The organism is Chryseobacterium sp. Tr-659 (genome assembly GCF_011752975.1).
Taxonomy (GTDB): domain Bacteria; phylum Bacteroidota; class Bacteroidia; order Flavobacteriales; family Weeksellaceae; genus Chryseobacterium.
In genome coordinates, this window is sequence record NZ_VWWP01000012.1 from 1 (window position 1) to 23,844 (window position 23,844).

General features: G+C 35.5%; 18 protein-coding genes. All 18 read right to left on the bottom strand.

Annotated features, from left to right (window positions below):
* Positions 1–214: 214 nt before the first annotated feature.
* On the bottom strand, positions 215–895 hold the full coding sequence (locus F3J23_RS19860) for a hypothetical protein (protein WP_167033012.1): 681 nt from the start codon (positions 893–895) through the stop codon (positions 215–217).
* Positions 896–901: 6 nt separating this feature from the next.
* Entirely contained in the window at positions 902–1,810 is a 909-nt protein-coding gene (gene rfbD / locus F3J23_RS19865; RefSeq protein WP_167033014.1) for a dTDP-4-dehydrorhamnose reductase, read from the bottom strand.
* Positions 1,794–2,279, bottom strand: a complete 486-nt coding sequence (locus F3J23_RS19870; protein WP_167033016.1) for an acyl-CoA thioesterase — start codon at positions 2,277–2,279, stop codon at positions 1,794–1,796. The genes rfbD and F3J23_RS19870 overlap by 17 nt, the downstream gene beginning before the upstream one ends.
* 69 nt (positions 2,280–2,348) lie before the next feature.
* On the bottom strand, positions 2,349–2,852 hold the full coding sequence (locus F3J23_RS19875; protein ID WP_167033019.1) for an OmpH family outer membrane protein: 504 nt from the start codon (positions 2,850–2,852) through the stop codon (positions 2,349–2,351).
* A 65-nt stretch (positions 2,853–2,917) separates the two neighbouring features.
* Entirely contained in the window at positions 2,918–3,469 is a 552-nt protein-coding gene (locus tag F3J23_RS19880; protein ID WP_167033020.1) for an OmpH family outer membrane protein, read from the bottom strand.
* A 10-nt stretch (positions 3,470–3,479) separates the two neighbouring features.
* The gene (gene bamA / locus F3J23_RS19885) at positions 3,480–6,014 is read right to left on the bottom strand and encodes an outer membrane protein assembly factor BamA (protein ID WP_167033022.1); all 2,535 of its coding nucleotides are present in this window, start codon (positions 6,012–6,014) and stop codon (positions 3,480–3,482) included.
* A gap of 28 nt (positions 6,015–6,042) precedes the next feature.
* Positions 6,043–6,792, bottom strand: coding sequence for a polyprenyl diphosphate synthase (gene uppS / locus F3J23_RS19890; protein ID WP_167033024.1), 750 nt, complete (start codon positions 6,790–6,792; stop codon positions 6,043–6,045).
* Position 6,793: 1 nt separating this feature from the next.
* Positions 6,794–7,684, bottom strand: a complete 891-nt coding sequence (locus F3J23_RS19895) for a DUF6089 family protein (protein ID WP_167033026.1) — start codon at positions 7,682–7,684, stop codon at positions 6,794–6,796.
* A 213-nt stretch (positions 7,685–7,897) separates the two neighbouring features.
* Positions 7,898–10,402, bottom strand: a complete 2,505-nt coding sequence (locus tag F3J23_RS19900) for an exopolysaccharide transport family protein (RefSeq protein WP_167033029.1) — start codon at positions 10,400–10,402, stop codon at positions 7,898–7,900.
* A 5-nt stretch (positions 10,403–10,407) separates the two neighbouring features.
* The gene (locus tag F3J23_RS19905) at positions 10,408–11,286 is read right to left on the bottom strand and encodes a polysaccharide biosynthesis/export family protein (RefSeq protein ID WP_167033031.1); all 879 of its coding nucleotides are present in this window, start codon (positions 11,284–11,286) and stop codon (positions 10,408–10,410) included.
* A 35-nt stretch (positions 11,287–11,321) separates the two neighbouring features.
* Positions 11,322–12,440, bottom strand: coding sequence for a glycosyltransferase family 4 protein (locus F3J23_RS19910; RefSeq protein ID WP_167033033.1), 1,119 nt, complete (start codon positions 12,438–12,440; stop codon positions 11,322–11,324).
* A 103-nt stretch (positions 12,441–12,543) separates the two neighbouring features.
* Positions 12,544–13,545, bottom strand: coding sequence for a glycosyltransferase family 2 protein (locus F3J23_RS19915; protein ID WP_167033035.1), 1,002 nt, complete (start codon positions 13,543–13,545; stop codon positions 12,544–12,546).
* A gap of 3 nt (positions 13,546–13,548) precedes the next feature.
* On the bottom strand, positions 13,549–14,619 hold the full coding sequence (locus tag F3J23_RS19920; protein WP_167033037.1) for a formimidoylglutamase: 1,071 nt from the start codon (positions 14,617–14,619) through the stop codon (positions 13,549–13,551).
* A 106-nt stretch (positions 14,620–14,725) separates the two neighbouring features.
* Complete coding sequence (locus F3J23_RS21855) at positions 14,726–14,947, bottom strand: T9SS type A sorting domain-containing protein (protein ID WP_167033039.1); 222 nt, start codon at positions 14,945–14,947, stop codon at positions 14,726–14,728.
* 109 nt (positions 14,948–15,056) lie between these two features.
* Positions 15,057–17,618 (bottom strand): type I DNA topoisomerase, encoded by a 2,562-nt coding sequence (gene topA / locus F3J23_RS19930; RefSeq protein ID WP_167033040.1) that lies wholly within the window; start codon positions 17,616–17,618, stop codon positions 15,057–15,059.
* 273 nt (positions 17,619–17,891) lie between these two features.
* Positions 17,892–21,317 carry a T9SS type A sorting domain-containing protein gene (locus F3J23_RS19935; RefSeq protein ID WP_167033042.1) on the bottom strand — a complete coding sequence of 1,142 codons (3,426 nt, stop codon included), beginning with the start codon at positions 21,315–21,317 and terminating at the stop codon, positions 17,892–17,894.
* A gap of 215 nt (positions 21,318–21,532) precedes the next feature.
* Positions 21,533–22,672: an EpsG family protein gene (locus tag F3J23_RS19940; RefSeq protein WP_228455391.1), complete on the bottom strand. Its 1,140-nt coding sequence runs from the start codon at positions 22,670–22,672 to the stop codon at positions 21,533–21,535.
* Between the two features lies 1 nt (position 22,673).
* The gene (locus F3J23_RS19945) at positions 22,674–23,681 is read right to left on the bottom strand and encodes a hypothetical protein (RefSeq protein ID WP_167033044.1); all 1,008 of its coding nucleotides are present in this window, start codon (positions 23,679–23,681) and stop codon (positions 22,674–22,676) included.
* Positions 23,682–23,844: the final 163 nt, after the last annotated feature.

Below are 23,844 nucleotides of genomic sequence, written 5' to 3' on the forward strand. Positions count from 1 at the left end.
TCTAGCCCTGATAGAAATGGTTACCCCGCAGTAAACAAGGGACAGCTCTTGGTCTTGATGCGGGAACAACGGCGCGAGGAGTAGAAATGGATAGCAGGAAATAGCTCCTGAATAAAAAAGGAAAGGTTACCTCTATTATAGGTAACCTTTATATTATATATTATAAAGAATTTATTTTTGCAGAACTCTTGTTTAACTGTTGTTATAATAAGTTCTAATCTTTTTTTATTTCTTTATAAATTACACTTAGAAATTCTGCATAGGACTTTTCAAGGCCGATAATATCTCCTGATTTAAGATTCAGTCCTCCTACCCCTGTATTATCCGGTTTAACTTTTAAAGACGAAATCTGAAAATATAAATTATCATCGTTAGCTTTTGGCTGAACCTTTACTGTGGAACCTAAAAGTTTTTTGGTTGAAATGGTATAAATTTCTCCGGGTACAATTTTTAATTTAAAAAATGATCTGGGAGACAAAATATAGTCTTTACGGTTAATGTTTATTTTCTGATCTTTTTCCGAAGACGCAAATACATACATTTCCCCATTCTTAACGGCCAATTTTTCTTTAGGTGTATAGTAAAGGGCAATTTTATAGTTTGCAGCATTGAATGCCTGCGGAGTTCCATCAACATTTTCAAAAGGCTTCAATGCAAATGTATTGGCACCAATTTCTTTTGCTTTTTTATACACCAGAGAAAAAACAAGCGCATCATCTTTTGAAAAGCCCTGAACTTCTACTTCTCCCAGGTAGGTAGCTTCTGCCGCATCTTCTTTTTTATAGAAGAATTTATCTTTATTATCATTGGTTTTTTCAACTTTAGTAAGATAAACATTTTGTGCATTGCAAAGCTGAACACACCATAAAGAAAGAATGATTACTATATTTTTCATATCTAATTATTGTTGTGAAAGTGTACCTACACATTCTTCAAGGCTATTCTCCCAATGTTTAGGTTCAATATTGTAGGTTTCCTCTATTTTGTCCAAAGACATTGTACTTCTTACTGGTCTTTTGGCTGGAGTTGGATATTGCTCTGTTGTTAAAGGTTTTAATTTTACCGGAGATCTTGAAAACTCAGCGATTTTTTTTGCAAACTCGAACCATGTTGTCTCAGGATAGTTTGAAAAGTGAAATATTCCAAAGGTTTTCTTCGGAGCTTCGATAATTTTCATGATGGCTTCTGCAAGATCGTTGGCATTGGTTGGTTGCCCAAACTGATCGGCAACAATTCCAAGTTCTTCTTTTTGCGAGAACAGATTCAGCATTGTTTTCACAAAATTCTTATTAAATTCAGAATAAAGCCAAGATGTTCTGATTATAATTGTTTTAGGATTGATTTCTAATGCCAGCTCCTCTCCTTTTCTTTTGGATTCTCCGTACACGCCTATTGGATTGGTAAAGTCATCTTCAGAATAAGGGAGATTTGTGCTTCCATCAAAAACATAGTCTGTAGAAACATGAATCAAAATGGATTTGTAGTCTGTACAGGCTTGGGCAAGATGAGCTACTCCATCTGCATTTACAGCAAAAGCCTTTTCTTTTTCTTTTTCCGCCAGATCAACAGCTGTGTAGGCAGAAGCATTGATACAGTAATCCGGTTTGTTATCATAAAAAAAATCATTTACCTGCTCCTCGTTTGTAATATCTAATGTTGCAGAATCTGTGAATAAGAATTCATATTGATGTTCAAAATCGGGAGCTATTTTTCTAATGCAGTTCCCCAACTGTCCGTTGCTTCCTATTACTGCTATTTTTTTCATTTTTCTATTATTAATTTTTAAAATATGGTTATGAGTTTTTTGCATTCTGGGATCTTAAGAACTTAACTCTGGATTGGAAATCTTTCTGAATTAAATCTACATAAAACTTATCAAATATTTCTTTGATATCTTCCGGATGAATTTCAGATTTTCTTGTTTTTACATTGAAATAAATAACGGTAACCCAAAGTACGGCATGAATTGTTTTTTCATCCAGACTTTTCATTAGGATTTCAACCTTGGCAGTTCTATCCTGAACATCGATGGTCTTACTGCTAATAACCACTTGTGTATTATATCTTACTTCTTTCAGGTAGGCAATCTCATTTTGAATCGCAATCCATGTACACCCGGTTTTCTTTGTGTATTCTTCGTATGTAAATCCATAAAATGTTTCTACGTGGTCTTCTCTGGCATTGAACATATAATCCAGATATTTCACATTATTCAAATGCCCGATCGGATCACAATCACTAAACCTCACTTTTACCGTAGTTGATACTTCTTTTTCCATTCCGCAAAAATAAAAAAACCACCTCTAAAAGAGATGGTTAGTTTTATAAATCTTTGTTAATTTGCGAAATTACTGAATTCCCAGTTCTTTCTTTACAGCTGCTGTAGCATCTGCTCCTGCTTTGTAAAGGAATGCTGGTGAATTTGCATCCATAATGTAGTCGTATCCGTTAGCTTTTGCTACTTTTTCTACGGCATCATTTAATTTTTTCTCAATAGGTCCGAAAGCTACATCTTGTTTAGCTTGCAGATCTTTTTGAGCCTTATCCTGCATTTGAGCTATTTCTTCTTGAATTTTTTGTAATTCAGCTTCTCTAGCTTTGTTTTCGTCTGCAGTTTTCTTAGGAGCTTCTTCAGTATACTGCTTTAATTTAGCTTGTCCAGCATCTGCTTTTTTCTTAATCTCAGCTTGTTTTGTATCTAAGAATGTTTTAAGATCAGCATCTGCTTTTTTCTTTTCAGGCATAGCATTAAGAACTCCCATTACATCTAAAGTAGCAATTTTTTGAGCTTTTGCCATACCTACAGACACAACCATCATCACTGCTGCAAATAATACACTTAATTTTTTCATAATTGGTAAATAAATAATTTAATTTGTTTTTAGATTTTAAATTGTAGCAAAAGTTAATTTATAAATTATTTTTTGCTTTTGCTATTAGTTTTATCTTTTGAAGAACTTCCTTTCAATAAGACATCCAATACTTTTTCTGAGTAATCGTATCTTTTCTCAACAATCAGTACATTATTCCTTGTTTTATCAAGAAGTATGCCTAATCCATTTTTTGTACGTACGGTTTCCATAGCGCTCCAGATCTGATCCTGGAAAGGCTGTACAAGATTGGTTCTCAGCTTTGTAATTTCTCCGTTTGTTCCAAAACGTAAGCTTGTTGTAGTTTTGATATTTTTATCAAGATCCATTACTTCTTTTTCTCTAAGCTTAAGCTGATCTCCAATCAACAAAACTTTTTCACTTTCAAATGCAGCCTTTTTTCTTTCATATTCAGACTGAAGGCTCTGAAGTTCTGATTCCCAGGTATCAATCTGTGCGTTCAATCTTGCTTCGGCTTCTTTATATTGAGGTAATTTATCCAAAATATACTCGGTATCTACCACGCCTATTTTCTGGGCATTGCTAAGCCCGAAAAATAGAAGCAATACGAATGTGAAAGTTAATTTAAAGTGCTTCATATCTGTGCAATTATAGTGTTTGGTTCATCAGGAAGTGGTTACGCCATCCGGACTTGTCTCCAGATAATGTTTTATCAAGACCAAGGGCAAAGTCAAATCCAATTAATCCAAATGCTCCCATATAAACTCTTACTCCTACCCCAACTGATCTTTTCAGCTGGAACGGGCTGTAAGTACTCCATGAATTCCATACGTTACCACCTTCAGCAAATGTTAGTGCATAAATTTTTGCTGTCTGGCTCATTGAGATCGGATATCTCAATTCTAAAGTAAATCTGTTATAGATTGTACCTCCTCCTTTTTGTGTAATATCTTCAGCCTGACCTCCTTCTGTAGTGGCATTTTCATAACCTCTTAAAGGGATCAATTCTCTACCGTCATATCTACCACCGAATAAACCTGTTCCTCCCATATAGAATCTTTCAAATGGCGGAGCTCCCAGGTTGCTGTTATATCCATCCATGAATCCCATTTCTGCGGAAGATCTTAAGACAAGTTTTCCAATGATTTCATTGTAGACATCTGCTTTAAACTTGATCTTATAGAATTCCATCCACTTATATTTGTCAATTGGTGACATTGTAGAATAGTCTTTCTTCTTGAACAATGAATAAGGCGGAGTCAGTTTCGCAGAAAGTTCGATATTGGATCCCATTGTAGGGAAGATCGGGTCGATACCTGCCGAGTTTCTGCTCAATCCCAGATTGACACTGAAGTTATTGGCCGTACCATTATATTCTGTTGTATCTCCAAACTGGAACGGATAGTTATTGAAGTCATACTTCTGGAACTGTATTCCTGTATATAGTGAGAAGTAATCATCCGGCCAGTTCAATAATCTGTTTAATCCTAGTGATGCAGAGAAAATGTTTAGTTTCTGTGCGCTTCCGTATTGATCTGTATATCTTACTCTTGAATTGTTCAAACTTACAGAAAGGGCTGTCGGCCTTGTTCCAAACAACCAAGGTTCTGTAAATGATACTCCATAGTTTTGGAAATATTGTCCTGCCTGAACCTGAATAGAGAAGGTTTGCCCATCTCCCTGAGGTACTGGTTTAAAATCTTTAAACTTAAGGAAATTCTTTAGTGAGAAGTTGTTAAAAGTCAAACCTAAAGTACCGATAAAGCTGTTACCTCCGTAACCTGCTTGTAACTGTACCTGAGATGATCCTTTTTCTACTAATTTCCAGTTGATATCAACGGTATTATCCTGTTGGTTTGGCTGAATATCCTGTCCGATCTGCTGAGGATCGAAGAAAGACATCCCTGCTAAATCAAAATAAGTTCTTTTGATCTCTGTTTTTTTGAACAGCTCTCCTGGTTTTGTTCTAAGTGATCTAAGGATAACGTGGTCATGGGTTGTAGTATTTCCCTGCCATGTTACTTTATTCCAGGTTGCCTGTTCACCTTCATTGATTCTGATCTCAAGGTTTACGGCATCTCCTGACACCGATTTTTCAACAGGTGTTACATTAGAGAAAAGGTATCCGTTATTCATGTAAACGGATTTGATATCAGAGTCATCTTCTTTACCGCCATCTTCTCCCACTTTTTTGTTGAATCCGACAGCATCGTAAATATCTCCTTTTTTATATCCTAAAAGTCTTTGTAAATATTCTGTAGAGTATACTGTATTCCCTGTAAACGTTACGTCTCCGATATAATACTTCTTACCCTCGTTCAATTTTACATTGATCTCGTAGTTATTTTTCTTATTTCTCCATACTGAGTCAGAAACAATTTTTGCATCTCTGTATCCTAAAGAGTTATAATAGCTGATAAGGCTTTGCTTATCCTCCTGATATTTATCTTCAATGAATTTTGAGGATTTTAAAATACCACCGATACCGAAACGTTTCTGTTTGGTTTCCTTGAATGCTTTATTTCTAAGCTTTCTGTCTGTAACGGTTTCATTTCCTTCAAACTCGATATGATCGATCTTGATTCTTTTGCCCTTATCTACATTGATTGTCCAGTCTACCAATGCAGGATCTCCGGCATTTACCTTGTCCTGAATAGTGATTTTGGCATCGGCAAAACCTTTTTTGATGTAGTCTTTCGGAATATTAGTTTTCAGACTTGAAACTAAGTTCTGTGTGATTTTAGTTCCCGGCTTAAGGTTGTTATCCTTCGCCAGTTTTTCACTTTTAGATTTACCGATACCTTTTCCTGCAAATTTCACTTCACCAAGTTCCTTCAGATCCTGTAAGTAAAATTTCAGAACGATAGTCTGACCTTCAATGCTTTGAACGTAAACTTCCACTTCAGAAAAAGATTGGGTGTCCCAAAGTTTTTTAACAGCATTGCTGATTTTCTGTCCCGGAATGTCTACACTTTCTCCTTTCGACAAGCCTGTAAATCTTAAGATCTGAGCTGGTGTATATTTTTTTACCCCATCTACAACAATGTCTTTCAGTGTATAGGTGCCTGCCTCATTTTCTGCATGTACAGCATTATTTACTTTTGTGCTGTCTTGTGGAGTTACTTGTCCATAAAAATGTGCAGAAGCAGCAAACATAATGATGGGTAATAGTCTAAACTTCATTTTATCGAGTCTTTCTTTTCTTAAATTTTTATTGGCTTTTTATCTGCTCACCGGTTAACCCGTATCTTCTTTCTTTGTTTTGATAATCAACAATACATTGGAAGAAAATATCTTTGGTGAAATCCGGCCATAGAACATTTAAAAACTGTAATTCTGCATAAGCAATCTGCCAAAGAAGAAAATTGCTTATTCTTATTTCGCCGCTGGTTCTGATGAGCAAATCTACAGGAGGAAAATCTTTTGTATAAAGATAGCTCTCAAATAGGTTTTCATTAATATTCTCTATCTCTACTTTTCCTTCTTTTACATCAGAACTAATATTTTTAACGGCTTCCAGTATTTCATTTTGTGAGCCATAGCTTATAGCCAATACAAGGTTTCCTTTTGTGTTTTCTTTTGTAAGATCTACCACACGCAGCAGCTGATCTTTTACCAAAGGAGGAAGCTTATCAAGGTTTCCTATAACATGCATTCTCAATCCTTTACTGAAGATCTCTTCTGCTTCAAGCAGTAAGGTTTCTACCAGCAGATTCATAAGTGTGTTCACTTCTTCTGCCGGACGGCTCCAGTTTTCTGAAGAGAATGTATACAATGTTAAATAAGGGATATTAATCTCATTGCATGCATTAATTGCATTTCTCACAGCATTAATGGCATTCTTGTGACCGAAAGTTCTTTCCTCGCCACGAGATTTTGCCCATCTTCCATTGCCATCCATAATGATAGCTACGTGTTTTGGTAAATTCTCAGAATTTATTTTTTCTTTAATCAACGACATATTATTCACAATAACATGGAGGTCTTCCGAACGAATATGTAAGACCTAAACTGAAAGTATTCATCCAGTCATTAGATCTTTCATCTCCAATATTTCTCTTTTTAATAAACTCTGCTTCTCTTTCTTTAGAAACCGCATAATAATTTCCTGACTGCAATAATGAAGCTCCTGTTGAAGGATCCAAAATATCAGCATTATAGGAAGTTTTTACATCTTTGGAAAGGATCTTACTGTGATCCAACTGATCCGTCAATGTATATCTGAATGTAGCTTCTGCAAATATCGCCCATGAGTGGTTAAATTTATATTTCAAACCTACTCCGAAGGGAATATGCATTGTTACTTTTTTCCCTAAAGAATAATCTGTTCTGGTTGTGAAATCCAGTTCATTGGTTGGAGCCATTGCCACGCCATCTGCATCTCTTCTGAAGTCATTCACAAGAGTTGCTTTAGGAGCATCAAACATTAAAGCACCGATACCTCCGAAAATATAAGGACTTAACATGCCCATCTGTTCATTATTTACAGGAAAAAAGTTATATTCAAACATTAAACTTGCCTCATACACATTATTCTTTCCGTATGAGTTTCTATTTCTTCTGTAATCTTCTTTTGCCGCTTTATCACTAAACTGAACCTGATTATAACCTAAATCCAATCTAACAGTCTGATGCGGGTTAAAATTAAATCTGTATAACAACCCTCCATAAAAAGGTATTCCCCAATCTGACACTCTGCTTAAATCCAACGGCTTTTGTAAAATATAATTTGTCCTTCCTACATCTCCCACTAGGTTACTCATACCTAGACGAACTCCCAATTCGTTTCTTTGTGCTTTAACACTTACCACTCCAAGGAAGGCAAGGAAGCTAAACAATAATTTTCTATTCATAAAAGAATATGGATTTATGGTTATTTTAAAATTTAATTTTTGCAAATATAAAACATTTTTATATTAATGATAATCTTAATGTTTAGTTAAAAATAAACAAAAAAACATAATTTGTTATAAAGTAAACGACAAAGTGACGAAAATATTCTTTTTTTCGTAGTACGAAAATACATCAAGTATGAAAAAACCCCCATTAAATGAGGGTTTAATGCTTTATTTTTTATTAAATAGTATCTGTACTTTATTTCTGATTCTGATCAAAAGTGGTTCTTTATAATTTTTATCTTCATCAAAATATCCGTAGCCATATCCGTAGCCGTAACCGTAGCCGTAGCCATATCCGTATCCCTGCTTCGTATTATAATCATTATAAATAAGACCTAAATGATCAATTTCGTTATTATGATATTTTTCCGTGATCATTTTCAACATATACTTTTCTGTATACTCATGACGTACAACATACAGGTTGGCATCAGAAAGCTTCATCAACTCATAAGAGTCTGCCACTAAACCTACCGGTGGAGAGTCTATAATGATGAAATCATATTTTTCTTTAAGTTCTTCAATAAATTTGATATTTCTTTCACTCATTAAAAGCTCAGAAGGGTTTGGAGGAATAGGTCCTGAAGTGGCTACATCAAGATTTGGAATTCTGGTTTTATTCACAATCTGATCAATTCCAACTTCTCCTGTCAGATAATTTGAGATTCCATATTTATTATCAATTTTAAAATCTCCAAATATTTTAGGTTTTCTGAGGTCCATTCCCAGCAGGATTGTTTTCTTATCGCTTAATCCTATTACTGATGCCAAATTGATAGAAACATATGTTTTACCTTCTCCTCCGACAGATGATGTAATCAGGATCACCTTACCTTTCTCACCCCCGTTATCCATCAGGAATCTCATATTTGCTCTGATTCCTCTGAAGGCTTCTGAAACAGAAGATTTTGGCTGCTCAAGTACTGTAAGCATATTTTCATTACTGTTATTACCGATTACTCCAAGAAGTGGAATCTTCGTTGCGCTTAGCAGTTCTTTAATGTTTCTGATCTTATTGTCAAGCAGCTCACCAATCAGGATAAATACTAACGGAAGCAGTAACATACCTAAAATAATGATAACTCTTGTCAGTTTCACATTAGGTCCTATCGGCATCTGCCCCAGGTTCTTCGCAGGGTCAATAATGGTAATATCAGACTGATTGGTTGCCATTCTCATCTGGGTATCACCTTGCCTGCTCAAAAGACTGTTATAGGTGGCTTCAATCATATTATAACCTCTTTCGGCATCCAGATATCTTCTTTCTTTTTCAGGGTAAGTTGCCAAATCAGAATTAGCACCTGAGATCTCACGATCTATTTTGTTGATTTCTTCGTAATACCTATTGTAATAGCTCCTCAAACTATTGGAGGATCCCATTTTTGCTTCATCAATAAGCCTGTTAATTTCTTTCATTGGCTCTGATGCAGGTTTATATATGGCCGCCATTTCTGACCGCTTAGTATAAAGGGCTTTAAGTTCTGAAACTGTTGCAGTAAACATACCATCTTCAAAACCTGCAGCATTCGTCCCGATCATTTTATCAAAATTCTGCGATTGGAGTGTATTTTTGATATTATTGAGAGAGGCTATTTTACTTACGATATCGGCCTTTTTCGCTTCAAGTTCTTTTATTCTTTCAAGAGATTTTTCATCTCTATCTTTAATGTTATAAAGCTTTTCCGATGTCTTTAAATAATTTAACACATTAGCGCTTGAATCTAATTTCTTACGAATATTGCTTAAATTTTCTTTTAAAAACAGATCTGTATTCTTATTAACAATATTTTTATCTGCCAGCCTTTTTTTCTGTAATTCGGCAACGGATTTATTCAGGAAATTGACCGTACTGTTAAGATTGTACCCTTTCTTAGTAATAATCATAATAGACTTGATTTCTTTATCAAAATCAACCCCTATTGTAGAAATAATTTCATCTACACTCTGATTCACAGATTTCAGGCTTACAATGATATTATCCAGTTTAATTTTAGATGGAACGGGATTTTGAAGCAGTCTGAATCTCAGATTCGGAGAGGTATACCATTCATTAATCCTGATTATTTTATTAACTGGTCTAACGTAAGGATTAATGCTCTGAAACCCTTCTATTTCATAATTATATAGATTGGTAGACTCTCCTTCTTCCGGCAGTACTACCTCATAGGCTCCTCCTCCTTTTGGAATAAGAGTGATGGGATAATTGATCTGCTGAAGATGACCTTTATCAATCTGAAGAAAAACAGATGAGTCATCCTTATCCAAATAAGTAGATTTTATAAGGCCCTTGGTAGAATAGTTCACAAAAAGGTCCAGTTCTTTTACAAGAAATTCGTTATGAGATCTCGATAAAAGCATTTTCTTTAAATAAAGGCCATCCTGATTTCCTGTATCTCCCCAGATGAAGTTAATAGACTGATTAGATTGTGTTGGAAGAAATTCTGATCCTTTACTGGATGTACTTAAAGAAAGGTCTGATGCAAAAATATTCTGTGCATAATATTTTCGGTAAACCCACGCAATGGTATAGCCAATCAACAGCATGAAAACAAACCAATACCAATTTTTAAGTACTCTTCTTAAAAAGTGTTCGAGATCAAATAATGCAAATGAACCGTACTTCTCTTTCAGAGCTTCGTTCTTTCCTACTTGTGTATCTTTTCCTGGAATCATAAGGATTAAAGTTTTTGTAGGATTGTGTATAGAGTTAATGCCGTTGTAATCGCCGTTACACCTGTAAGCAAAGTCTGAATAGGGTCTTTCCCGAATCCGTTTAAGCTTTTTCTTCTGGTATTAAGGTAGATTTCATCTCCATTCTGTACATAATAGTAAGGAGAGTTCATAATATCTTCACGGGTAAGATCTATTTTAGCAATCTTGATTCCTTCGGGAAGCTTTCTGTGTATAACAATTTCTTTTTTATCAATTGTTCTGTTCAACCCTCCGTTAATAGCTAATGCTTCGGTAATGGTAAGGGTATTTTTATGGGCTACTTTCTCTCCTGAAAGGCCAGTCGTTTCCACGTCACCAAGAATATAGTAAGTGATTCCGTCTGTATTGAGTCTTACTTCCGATTTGCCATCCTGAAAGTTTTCATTCACTTTGTCCTGTATTTCTTTGGTAACATCGTCAAGTGTTCTTCCTTCTGCTTTTACATAGCCTATTCCAAAAACATTGATATCTCCATTGGAATCCACTTTCAGCCCGTTGAAATAAAAATTCATATTTCCACCTCTGCTGACCCCGGTAGTACCGATTCCGCCAGCAATTCCTCCTCCTGAAGCAGCGGGGCTCATTGCACTACCGCCTCCAATACCGCCTGAAGTATTGTAAGAAGAATAAAACTGTGCCGCATCTCCTTTTGGGGTGGTCACAATGTTAAGATTAAGGATATCATTTTTTGTAATCCTGTATACAGGAATATTGTAGGGAACAAGACCTTCTTCGTTAATAACAAGACTTTCGCTTGGCTGTAAATATCTTACATCTTTTGTAGTGATGCACGAGGTAATTAAAAAAGGTATTATTAAAAATAAATACTTAAAGTTTTTCATCATATTCGAATATTGTTTACAAAAGTAATATTTAATTGTTAATTTTTGTTATTTCTTAATCGATATAGCAAATCTGGTAAATAAGCTCCGAAAAAACCTAATGCAATAACCACCATTAATAACAGATTTACATTAATATGTCTTAAGTAATAGGCAATTCCTACAATCATAAGATAGTAAAGAATAATATAAAAAGAAGATCTTCTATGGGTAAGATCAAGTTTTAGGAGTTTATGGTGAATATGGTTTTTGTCAGCATCGAAAGGTGATTTTTTGTTATAGATCCTCACAAGAATAACGTTTAAGGTATCTACAATAGGAAGAATCAGAATGGCCACTGCTACAACAGGAGCAGACTGAAGATGATACCTTGGAACATCCGGTAATTTTTTATCAATAAAAATATCTATAAAGCAAATGGATGTAAAAGCCAGCAAAAACCCAAGAAGCATGGAACCGGTATCTCCCATGAATATTTTATTGGTTCTGTAATTGGAAAGGTTGTAATATAAGAACGCAAGTACAGTTCCGATAATTACAACGGATAGAACAACCAGCGGGTAATTATATTCCCCTAACCGGTAATAACTTATTCCGAATAAAGCACTGCAGATCACAGAATATCCACCTGCCAGCCCGTCAATCCCATCAATAAGATTAAAGGCATTGATCAAAATAATAAAGGTAATGATACTAAAAATAATACTCACGAAATAGTCCAGCTCATATATTCCCAAAATTCCAAACAGACTTCGGATTCTGATATCTGACCCTATGACCACCAGTGAAGAAACCACAACCTGTGCAACAAGTTTTTTATATGCTCTCATCACAACAATATCGTCCATTACTCCTATATAGAGCAGAATAATTAATGAGGCAAACAGGAATTTATAAAGGTCAAACAGCTCATATGCAAATATGGAAGAGCAGATCCCTATTGAGTAAAAAATAGCAATTCCTCCAAGATTGGGAATTTTTCTAAGATGTGAACTTCTTATTCCCGGTTCATCCATCAGATTTTTTCTTCTGGAGATTTTTACAATAGTAGGAATAGAGAAAAAAGTAATTAAAAACGAGAACAAGAATCCCAGTCCTATTTTTATATAGAAAATAGGTATCCCCGATCCGCTTAAGAACAATTCAAAATTTTTCATTTTTTTATCCAGTACGTATATCCCCACAACAAAAATTCACAATACAGACTTTAACTTCATCCGAATTTTCTATTGACCGAAACAATAGCACTTACATTTGTGTTTAAATTAACTTCCTTATCAGTTTTTTCTGCCCGGCAAAAAATAACAGATAAAATATCTTTTTCTTCAAAGGCAAAGATAAAAGATAATTCTTACCAAAACGACTATACTTCAATATATCTTGAATTTTTATTTGTCTTTCTTTCATGAAAACAGCTAATTGGTCAGACATATTATAGAACATTTCTTTCTTTTTCACAAAGGCCAGATAGGCAAGAAAAGAATACACTCCCTCAAAAATCTGAAAATTTTTCAATTCTTTTTTTTTGTGGAAATATCGGGATTTTGCAAAAGCCTGTTCTACATCTGCGACTGCTTTCAGTATATCAAGCCCTTTTTCCGTATGTGTTTTTGTGATGGAATCTGTACGTTCAAGATACTGATAATGAAAATTTTGAGTTTGGGCTACAGTATCACATTCCAGCAGCAGCTGCGGAATCAGCTGTATATCTTCAAAGTGAACTCCTTTTTTAAATTTTTTCGGATCGAAAAGCTCTTTTTTAAACAACTTATTGCAGGCAAAATAACTGATATCCGAAAAAACTGAAAAATTATTTTCTAGCTGTATAACTTCCGGCATGTTGGGAAGCTGTGTCAGCTTTTGGGTAATGCTGCCCTTTTCATCCACTTTCTGAATATTACAGATCACCATTTTCGCATGATGTTTCTCTGCCAGAAGAAACATTTCTTCAAACATTGTTTCGGTAACATAATCATCACTGTCTACAAAACCTATATAATCACCTTCAGCGTGATTGATTCCAAAATTACGGGCATCGCTCAAACCGCCATTTTCTTTGGTAAAGGCCTTTATTTTTTCAGGATATTTTTGTGCAAATTCTTCAATGATCTTTTCAGAATTATCTTTGCTTCCATCATTCACCACAAGAATCTCAATATCTTTCAGACTCTGATTCACCAGAGAATCAAGGCATTTTGTCAAATAATTTTCGACATTATAAACGGGAACAATGATGGAAACTTTTGAGGGAACGTTTGTCATACATTAAAATTTCGTCAGTCGTGCATTCAGCCATCCTTTTTTAGCTTCATCAAAATCTTTTCTTGAACATGGAATGCAGTTTTCTATATTTTCATCATCGCCAAAATACCACAAATTACTGAAAGTATCACGTTTAAATGCATACTGTCTGTCATCTATCAGAACATAAAAAAGTTCATAATGTCTTTCTTTCGGGTGAGAATGCTGAATATTGATCCCTTCAATCAGATACCATAGCATTTGTGCTAAAAGCTGATGGTTCAGCTGGTTTTCAGAATAAATATTGTAGTTAAAAATTCCTACGGACTTCAGATTTTCACTCAACCCTATTTCTTTCATATAGGCACAAACTTCTCTTCGGTTCAATCCGTTTACCTGTGGATTCATAGAGAATGGCTCACTGAAACTTTCAATAGCATCACAATTCACTGTTGCCAGGTCTGCTTTTCTGAAGAAAGGTTCGGTTTTTTCGGTAGAATTCATCATTTCCGCAAGCCGGATAATATCGAATTCCACTTCTTTGATCAGCCTTACAGAATCCATTTCATTCAGATGTTTCTGATACCCTAAATGGTGGTAATTCTTAATGGAAAAATTTTTGGCTCCGAAAATTTTGCTTAAAAAAGTATGCTCATTAATGGTTTCGCCTTGCTGAAGGGAGATAATATTACTGATCTGGGTGTAATTAATGCTTTTCTTATGAAAGTTCAACGCAGAAAATAATGAAAAGGCAAAATCATTGGACCCGCCAATAATTACCGGAATGGCTCTTTTGTAATGACATGCCGACAGCACTTCCTGCAAAATATAGTGGGTGTCCTGAACAGACTTCCCAGATACCAGATCTCCAAGATCTACAACCGGAATTTCGAAATCCATCTGTGAAAGCTTGTAAAACTCTTTCCTTACTGCTGTAAAATCCTGTACTTCCGCATCTCCGCCTGCCCCTCTGTAATCTGATACAAACAAAAGAACAATACTGTCTTCTTTGATATCTTTTGTAATCCGATTTCCTATCTGCCAGCTTTCTGTTTTGAAATTTCTTGGTGAAATGATAAAGTCTTCGAAATCCATATTTTATTTTGAAATGTAATAATTGATTAATTGCTTGACATAACAAACATACAAAAAAAGCCTTCCTTGAGGAAGACTTTTGATAAGATATAAAATTATTTCTTAGTTACTTTTTTATAAATTTAGACTTTATATTTCCTTTTATGGTATGAATATCAATAAAGTACAATCCTGAAATCAAAACACTTATATCAATTTTTTCTTCTGAAAGATTAGTTTTCGAGTGTATTATTTTCCGCCCGTTATTATCATAAATGTCATAACTTATTATTTTCTCATCTGATGTAATATGCAGAAAATCTTTAGCCGGATTTGGGTATACTTTCACACTCTTCAATACTGCTTCTGAGGTTTTCAGACTACCTGCATTAAAAAAATATTTCTTACAAAAAACCGCTAACAAGCAATGTTAGCGGTTCTATTATTCTATTGAATTATTATTTTTTCTTAGCAGCAGGTTTCTTAGCTGCTGTTGTTTTCTTTGTTGTAGCTGCTTTTTTAGCTGCAGGCTTTTTCTTTTCTGCAAAGGCTTTAGGATCCTGATCTGTAATCCATTTTTTAACCTCATCTAAAGAAAGCTCTTTCAATTCGTCTGCTTCATATTTTGTATCGTCTGCTTTCTTCGGAATTTTGAACATCGCTTTTCCAAACTTAATGAAAGGCCCCCATCTTCCGTTTTCAATGGAAATTTTTTCTTTTTCCCATTGCTGGATATATCTGTTTGCTTCTTTTTCAAGTTTCGCATCAATTAATTCATTGATATCGCTTTGAGAAAGATTTTCGAAATTGTATTTTTTCGGAACATTCACAAAAATATCTTTGTATTTGATGAACGGCCCGAACCTTCCTGTTCCTTTTGTTACCGGCTCTCCTTTATACGTTGCAATCGGAGCATCAGCAATTTTCTTTTCATTGATAATTTCCTCAGCTCTTTTTTGGTCTACAGAAAGCGGATCTTCACCTTTCGGAATACTGATATAGGTTTCTCCCCATTTCACATAAGGCCCGAATCTTCCAACTCCTACTGAAACCGGCTGCCCGTCAACTTCACTTAAATCAAAAGGTAATTTGAACAGCTCCAGTGCTTCTTCAAAAGTAATGGTAGCAATATTTTGGCCTGTCATTAATGAGGCGAAGATCGGTTTTTCTTCATCATCCGTCTCACCAATCTGGATCATAGCTCCAAACCTTCCGATTCTTGCGTGAACATTTTTTCCGGTCTTAGGATCTACTCCTAATAATCTGTCTCCTGTTGCACGGTCTGCATTTTCTTCTACATCTTCAATTCTTGGGTGGAATTTTGAGTAGAAATTCGTCATCATTTCTTTCCATTTCTGGTCACCGCTTGCAATTTCGTCAAAGCTTTCCTCTACTCTTGCTGTGAAACCATAGTCAAGGATTTCTCTAAAATTATCGGTTAAGAAATCATTCACTACCTCACCTATGTCTGTAGGAATGAATTTATTTTTATCTCCCCCGAATTTTTCATCAAGGACTACTTTTTTAATCTTATCTTTTACCAGAGACATTTTGATCACCTCACGGGTTTGTGGCTCAATCTCTCGTTTATCCACATATTCTCTGTTCTGGATGGTCTGAATGGTTGGAGCATAAGTAGAAGGTCTTCCAATCCCTAATTCTTCAAGCTTTCTTACCAATCCCGCTTCCGTATATCTTGCACTTGGTCTTGTGAATTTTTCTGTAGCGGTAATGGTTTTATAATTTAAAACTTCGCCTACGCTTACTTTCGGCAATAGTTTTTCATTGTTCTCTTCATCATCATCTTCCGTCTTTACAATCCCATAAGCCTTAAGGAAACCATCAAATATGATAACTTCTCCCTGTGCTTCAAAATGGTGTGGTAATGATGCATTTCCGATCTCGATTACTGTTTTTTCTATTTTGGCATTGGCCATTTGAGAAGCAAGTGTTCTTCTATAGATCAGCTGATAAAGTTTATTCAATTGAGCATCACCTATACTTTTCACTCCAAAATCTGTAGGGCGGATCGCTTCGTGAGCCTCCTGTGCTGAAGCTGATTTTGTGGTATAATTTCTTGGAGAAGAATATTCTGCCCCATATTCTGATATAATCTGTTTTTTTGCTCCTTCAATAGCTTCCTGAGAAAGGTTTACCGAGTCTGTTCTCATGTAGGTAATGAACCCTTCTTCATATAATCTTTGTGCCAGACGCATGGTGTTGGTCACATTATATCCTAATCTTGAAGATGCTTCCTGCTGTAAAGTGGAAGTGGTGAACGGAGCAGATGCTGAACGTGTTCCTGGTTTGGTTTCTACATTCAGAACTTTAAATTCTGTAGTTTTCGCCTGCTCAAGGAATTTTTCTGCCTCTTCTTCTTTTTCGAAGTCTTTTTTAAGTTTGGCAGCAATCTCCTGTTCTGTTTTATTTAGAAATATCCCGTCAAGTTTAAAGCTTGCTTTGGGTACAAATTCACGGATTTCTTTTTCTCTTTCAACAATTAATCTTACGGCTACAGACTGTACTCTTCCCGCAGAAAGGCCTGGTTTTACTTTTTTCCATAGTACAGGCGACATCTCAAAACCTACGATTCTGTCCAGCACTCTTCTTGCCTGTTGAGCGTTTACCAGATTCTGATCAATATCTCTTGGATTGTCAATTGCTTTTAGAATAGCATTTTTGGTAATCTCATGGAAAACAATTCTTTTTCTGTTTTCCGGCTTCAGCTTCAATTCGTCTGCCAAGTGCCATGCAATGGCTTCTCCTTCGCGGTCCTCATCGGAAGCCAGCCATACCATCTCTGCTTTTTTTACTGCCGCTTTTAATTCGGTTACCAATTTCTTTTTGTCTGCTGAAACTTCGTAATCAGGACTGAATGTAGCTAGGTCTATCCCCATTCCTTTTTTAGGAAGATCCCGGATGTGTCCGAAACTGGATTTCACTTCAAAATCCTTTCCTAAATATTTCTGAATAGTTTTTGCTTTTGCCGGGGACTCTACGATTACTAAATTTTTCGACATTCTAAAAATTTTTGCAAAAGTAAAGCTTTTTTATTATATACTTTTTGTTAAACGGGTTTAATTTAAAAACCAAGCTGGTTTCCCCAACTGTTTAAGCACTATTTGTTAAACAAACAAGTCCTTTGTACTGTTGGTTTTAGCCTGTTATTAGCTTTTCAATATGTAATGATATAGAAATTTTCATCAGCTATAATAGACACGAAAAATATATTTTAGACTGAAAAAGTGAAAAATAAGGCTCAAAAACACTCGTTAAAAACTCATTTTCAAGCGTTAACGTTTTATAATTTTCACAATCTTTACGGAATTATTTATTCTAATCAAATAAATTCCCGAGATCAGAAAGGAAACATCCGCTTGATGATTTACAAACGTCCCGGATGTTACCAGCTGACCTAAAAAATTATAAATCTTGTATTGGTATTCTTTACCTTCTTCGCCTTTAATATAGAGAGTATTGGAAACAGGATTTGGGTACAAAACGATTTCCGTATCTGATGTTTTCATTTCCGCATCAGCAGTCTCCAAAATAGGTCCTCCTAACACGACAGGTTGTTTTGAAGCAGGCCCTTCTTCATTTCCATTCGCATCATATTCTATTTTTACACACCGGCAGCCGGTTCCAAAATAAGGATCATTATTATCGTGAAAGGTCATTAATCTATTGGTATTCGTATCAAAAAGTAAATTGACCGATCTTCCCAGATAGTTTGAAGCCAGGGCATCTGTCCAGATTGCAGGATACTGGAAGTTGACCACATTAAAAGTTCCTTGTGGAGACTGGTTGCCAATCACACTTCTAAACCCTCTTGATCCTGAATCCGGATAATTACCCACCGGATACGAAGGATCACTAAATAGATAACCGATTGTAGAATTAGAAGTATTCCTTACCCTAACTCCTGAATAATCCGTTGTAAGAACGTAAGATGTAGCTATATTTTTGTCTTTTTTATACCATGGAGTCTGTCCAAAATCAGCTCCTGAAACTATTGCCGAATTGGTCAGATCCGGGATACGCCATCCTTCAGGGCATGGATCAAAAGGAGATTTCTTCCCACCCCTTCCCCATCTATCCGGTGCCAGATTAGGCTCTGTTGACAGCCAGTCTGTTCCGTTAGTATAGTTGGGTGTACCACTGTTAAAAGGAGCAAATGTGCTCGGAATCATGTATACCAAAGGATTTTTGACAGAGTAAGACAATATTTTGGAAACTTTATCGGCAGGTTTATCGGCAGTTTGTACACCCGATGCAGAAGAATATACATCATAAGGTATAATATAATTTCCGGAAAGGTTGTTATAAACGGCCGGAGTAAGTGTGGAATAGGAAACCGTTCCACTAGCCGTAACTGTTCCCAAAAAGACATTATAAGAACTTCTATTGTCTGCATTCTGAAAAACAGGAATAGGATCTTTTCTCCCCCATTGATAATGTAATCCTGTGGCTGCGCGTATTTTGGACAGTTCACCTGCGGTAGGTGTAAGAGGATTTACAATATTGGGAAATGCGTCTGTTGCTCCCAAATTACGATCCATAAATATTGTCTGTAAGGGAACATCTGCTTTCGGCACATAATTTACATAGTTTACTGCTGCAGCTACCGGCACTTCTGTTGTATACACATAAGATGTAATCGGAGTATCTGTTACCCAGATATGCCAGCTCCAATATACCGGAGCCGTAATACTTCCATTATGGAGTGTCACAACTGCATTCCCACTTTGATTAGGAACAACCGCTACTGATATTTTTGAATTTACAAGATCCTGAAGTGAAGCAGGTGAAGGATTAACCACAGAAACATTACTGATAAGATTGACATTACTGGACCAAAGAACATTTGCTTTTAAATTATTAAAACTTGAAGTATTCAATATTCCAGGATTATTTAAAAGTCCGCTTTGCACTGAAAAAGCTTTACTTACCGGAATTTCTATTACTGAAAGTGAATTGTTTTTTACGATCTGATAGCTGTTGGGATTATCAATACCTTCGTTATATTCTACTACAGCAGGAAGATATTCTGTAGGAAAATCATAATCATTTACAACATATAAAGGATCTTTTATACACCTGCACCCATTAGCATCTGAGGTATACATTCCGGACAGCGGAAAATAAAAATAACGGCCTTTTATATCAGGATAATTGGGATCCGGAATATCGGGCTGTGTTTTATCGGGAATCATAGACAACCCTCTTACACTTACAGCTGGCGATGTATCAAAATGCCGAGTCATTGTTGCTGTCCATAATGCAATATGATGCTGGTCTGTATATTGCCCTAAATGAGCACTCCGTATAAGCTGTCCGTTACCCGGAAAGACTCCCATATCACTTCCTCCGGCATTGGAGAGATCAAAGCCAAGGTTTGGATATACTTTAAAGCCTGTCATAAATCCGGGACTACCTGCATCGGTAGGTTTTATAATATGATATTTATTGGTTTCAAATGTATTTTTCGGCATATTCGTTTTCACTCCAAAAGGGGAAAAGTCTATTCTTATATCATCAATATATGCCGGAGAAGCCAGATTAGCGACAAGCACGGAAGGAATCCTCCATCCGTTCGGACATGGATCATAATAAGATTTATCCCTGTACGGCTTTGCACTGTCATCAGTATTATAAATAGTTTCAATTGTTCCTTGCGAATTATCTGACCAAAGATTAAGCTCCGAAAGCCTGTTGTCCGGCAAAGCAGTTGATTTTCCAAACCAATTCACAGGAAGATTGACATTATTATTGTAATAAGCCTGGCCGGAGTTATCATCTTTATTAACATAGATAATGCTCAGTGGATTTTTTACAGAAAGCCTGAGGTTGTTTGTTACCTCTGCATTTGAAAGCAGAACAAACTTTCTGAGATCATCAATACTTACAGCATTGGTCATATTCTTTGCTGCTCTATGTCTTACGCGGCCTGCTGACCCTGAAACTTCATAGAAGTCATTCCCTCTAGTAACCAGAGGCGGAATTGGATCTTTTCTTCCCCATTGGTAAAGAAGCCCGATATTTTTGTTCCAGTCTGATGATGTGATGGAACTCGTCAGCGCACCGAGGTTTCTGTCCATCCATTTCCAGTCTGAATCCGGAATTGGCTCCACAGTTCCGTCTGATTTCATTCTTTTAAGATTGTTAAAACTTTTGTAAGAGGTTCCATTGGAAGGATCATCAGTTACCCAAACATGCCAGCTCCAATAGATCTCACCGTTTACTCTGAAAGCCACTACAGCATTTCCTTTTTTAGTTTTATTGATAGGAACTTTTATTTTAGCATCCTGCCCGGAACCTACCATTTCCAGCGCATAGTTTACTCCTGATTTTATTAATCCATGTACATCTTCCCACAATACATCAGTAGTTATTGTTCCCGCAGGAATACCACTGCCATTTAAATATCCACTTCCATCCCACATCGCATAAGCTTTTCTTACCGGGATCCATAATCCTTCACTATTCTGTGCCGGATCAAAAATATAACTGTTAGGTGCTTTTTTCCAATCGGGAATTAGAATCTTATTTACATATTCATGCAATGGTCTGCTCAGCGAATCTGGCTTTTCAACAGCCACAGCATATTCTACACATGTCTCTGGGATTAAATTTCTTTTTGAAATGATATTACCCTTCGAACATATTCCCATCAATACCAGGCAAAGAATTGCCGTTAATTTTTTAATTGATTTTTTCATACCTTATTGATTATGTGTTGATAACGAAGTGCAATTTTTAAGCCTATATCAACAAAAAGAGATTTATTTTATAAATAAAAATAACATATTTCAATTACGTTATTAATGACACAAAAATAAAGCATTTTAAACATTACATACTTCAAATTTCATCACAAAAAAAAAGACAGCTTTTTCAAGCTGTCTTTTAATAGTATATAATAAGAAGGATCAATTTACGGAAGAATATAGCTTTTATAACCATCTATTGAGAATCGCCCCGCTTTAATATTGTTAAATATTGAAAAGACCACAAAATTAAAGACTACAAGTGTAATAATAAATGCATAAATCATATTCTTTACTCTTGGAGAAACAACATACATTGCATTCGGAATAATTATATACGCGAACCCGATGAATGCCCCTGCAAGCCTTGACGAGAAGATGGGGTTATTTCTAAAAATGAAATACAAACAGACTCCGATTACGGCATAATTTCTATGATATTCATAATAGGGGTACAATTCTTTCATTTTATTATCAAAGACAAAGAGGAAGAAAGTCAGAATAGCCATCATTACTTCAGGAATCCCGATAGCACCGTTCAATCGTTGTATGCTTTCGTTCATATATCCGTTGAAACCTTCTACGAGCATATTTTCTGATGCCATGCCATCCAAAAATCCTCCGAACGATCTATAAACCTCAAACGGAGACAGAAATACTGAACCTATAATCATGATCAGCATCACTGTTTTATTCAAAGGGACACGAGCAAGCCAATACATGGGAAGAAACAAATAACATACACTATGTATACCTGAGCCTATGAATATGAAAAATAAATAATGCCAGAATTTCCGTTCTTTGATATACCTTATAGCGAAATACACAATAAACGTCCCCAGATTTTGCCTTATCTGCCCACTTTCCCCGATAAAAAAGTTGGGAATAAACATAAACAGCGTAAAGGTAAAGGGATAAAACGTGTTGTCTTCCGTGTACTTCACTTTAAAGATCATCGCTAAAATAGCAATAACAAGCGTCACCATATAAAACGGAGCATCCAGAACATTGAGCAGGAATTTATTGATAAGCGTATACAGCCATTCCACATCCAGAGTGTCCGGTCCCTTCATATGGAGCATTTTCATAAAGATACTGTAGTAGCTTTTGGTATCAGAATAGATATAAATTCCTTTGTAACTTCCGTAGTCAGGTCCAACATCTTTTCTAAAACCTACAATAATGATAAAATAAATTGCCAGGAACCAAAACCACTTTTTATCTACCTTTTTCCCATATACTTCCTGAATACTAAAGAAAAGCATATAGATAATCGCAATGATGTAATATGGATGTAGTAAAGTCATGCTAGATCTCTGATGTATTTTTAAACTGGTGATATGCTATGATCATTCCTGTCAGAATTAAAGGTAAAAAAAGTCTTACTTCCCAAAAAAGCCCCACTAAAGTAATCATAATAAGATAAGGAATCGAAAAGAAAAAATATTTTCCAAAAACTTGTCTGTTTTCAGGATCTGTACAAAGCTTATAGATAAAATAGATTACCGTTAGGGCAAAGACCAATCCTGCAAGATTGAAAGGACTTGAAAAGTTTCTGTTGATATAAAATCCTTCTACAAAGGTAGTTTCTCTGTTTGCCAGCAGCGCTCTTAACCCCAGGTAAGGAAGAAGAAAAGCAACAACCAGCGGTATGAGTTTCCAAATGATCCTATAATTTCCTTTTTTCAATTCGTCTATATTAAAAAATACTGCGGCAAAAAAAGCAATGTTAATGCATGCTGTCTCTCTTACCAGTGTAGAAATTCCGATTAAACCGATTAGAATAAAAAAGAATATATTTTTCTGGGTATGCAAATATTTCAGAGTTAAAAAAACACCCGCCAGATAACAAAACAAAGCGATAATATCACAGTTGGTAGGTGCATACTGAGTGATTACAATAAAAAATACGGATAAAAGATGGATGATTCTCCTTGCGTTGATATTTAAAACCAAACCTATTGGTTTAAGTTTAAATATGGCATTCAAAATCAATGAACAAAACAGGAAGAATATGCTGTTCATAAGGAAAAGCCCATGATAAAAGGGAGTTCCGTTTTTGGATAAAAAATCTTTAAAAAAGGAAAGAGGCCCGTTGATAAGGTTATACATCAGGTCTGTCATCAGTACACTCAGGTAATTGGGAATCACTCTGTACGCGTATACTGAGGAGAATAAAAAATCGGGAGTTTTTTCTGATGTTTTCAGCCTTGTGTAGGAAGATTCAAACCCGTAATAAGACATGGCAAACAGCAGAAGCGGAAGTACTATAACAAATAGAAATCCGTTTATTTTTTCATCATTTCTTTTCAACATATCTAAAACAGATTCTTATTTTTTTAATAATAATTGTGATTTAAAATACATTTCTATAAAAGGGAACTTTTGCAAAAGTAGAATATTTTTTCATTCTTCCTAGAATATTTTATTGATTTTCAGCCAAAACTTATCTTCAACTATTTTGAACTAATTCTTAAAA

Coding starts and splice junctions, on each gene's coding strand:
- F3J23_RS19860 (WP_167033012.1), bottom strand. CDS start 895: ATGAAAAATATAGTAATCATTCTTTCTTTATGGTGTGTTCAGCTTTGC.
- rfbD (WP_167033014.1), bottom strand. CDS start 1,810: ATGCAAAAAACTCATAACCATATTTTAAAAATTAATAATAGAAAAATG.
- F3J23_RS19870 (WP_167033016.1), bottom strand. CDS start 2,279: ATGGAAAAAGAAGTATCAACTACGGTAAAAGTGAGGTTTAGTGATTGT.
- F3J23_RS19875 (WP_167033019.1), bottom strand. CDS start 2,852: ATGAAAAAATTAAGTGTATTATTTGCAGCAGTGATGATGGTTGTGTCT.
- F3J23_RS19880 (WP_167033020.1), bottom strand. CDS start 3,469: ATGAAGCACTTTAAATTAACTTTCACATTCGTATTGCTTCTATTTTTC.
- bamA (WP_167033022.1), bottom strand. CDS start 6,014: ATGAAGTTTAGACTATTACCCATCATTATGTTTGCTGCTTCTGCACAT.
- uppS (WP_167033024.1), bottom strand. CDS start 6,792: ATGTCGTTGATTAAAGAAAAAATAAATTCTGAGAATTTACCAAAACAC.
- F3J23_RS19895 (WP_167033026.1), bottom strand. CDS start 7,684: ATGAATAGAAAATTATTGTTTAGCTTCCTTGCCTTCCTTGGAGTGGTA.
- F3J23_RS19900 (WP_167033029.1), bottom strand. CDS start 10,402: ATGATTCCAGGAAAAGATACACAAGTAGGAAAGAACGAAGCTCTGAAA.
- F3J23_RS19905 (WP_167033031.1), bottom strand. CDS start 11,286: ATGATGAAAAACTTTAAGTATTTATTTTTAATAATACCTTTTTTAATT.
- F3J23_RS19910 (WP_167033033.1), bottom strand. CDS start 12,440: ATGAAAAATTTTGAATTGTTCTTAAGCGGATCGGGGATACCTATTTTC.
- F3J23_RS19915 (WP_167033035.1), bottom strand. CDS start 13,545: ATGACAAACGTTCCCTCAAAAGTTTCCATCATTGTTCCCGTTTATAAT.
- F3J23_RS19920 (WP_167033037.1), bottom strand. CDS start 14,619: ATGGATTTCGAAGACTTTATCATTTCACCAAGAAATTTCAAAACAGAA.
- topA (WP_167033040.1), bottom strand. CDS start 17,618: ATGTCGAAAAATTTAGTAATCGTAGAGTCCCCGGCAAAAGCAAAAACT.
- F3J23_RS19935 (WP_167033042.1), bottom strand. CDS start 21,317: ATGAAAAAATCAATTAAAAAATTAACGGCAATTCTTTGCCTGGTATTG.
- F3J23_RS19940 (WP_228455391.1), bottom strand. CDS start 22,672: ATGACTTTACTACATCCATATTACATCATTGCGATTATCTATATGCTT.
- F3J23_RS19945 (WP_167033044.1), bottom strand. CDS start 23,681: ATGTTGAAAAGAAATGATGAAAAAATAAACGGATTTCTATTTGTTATA.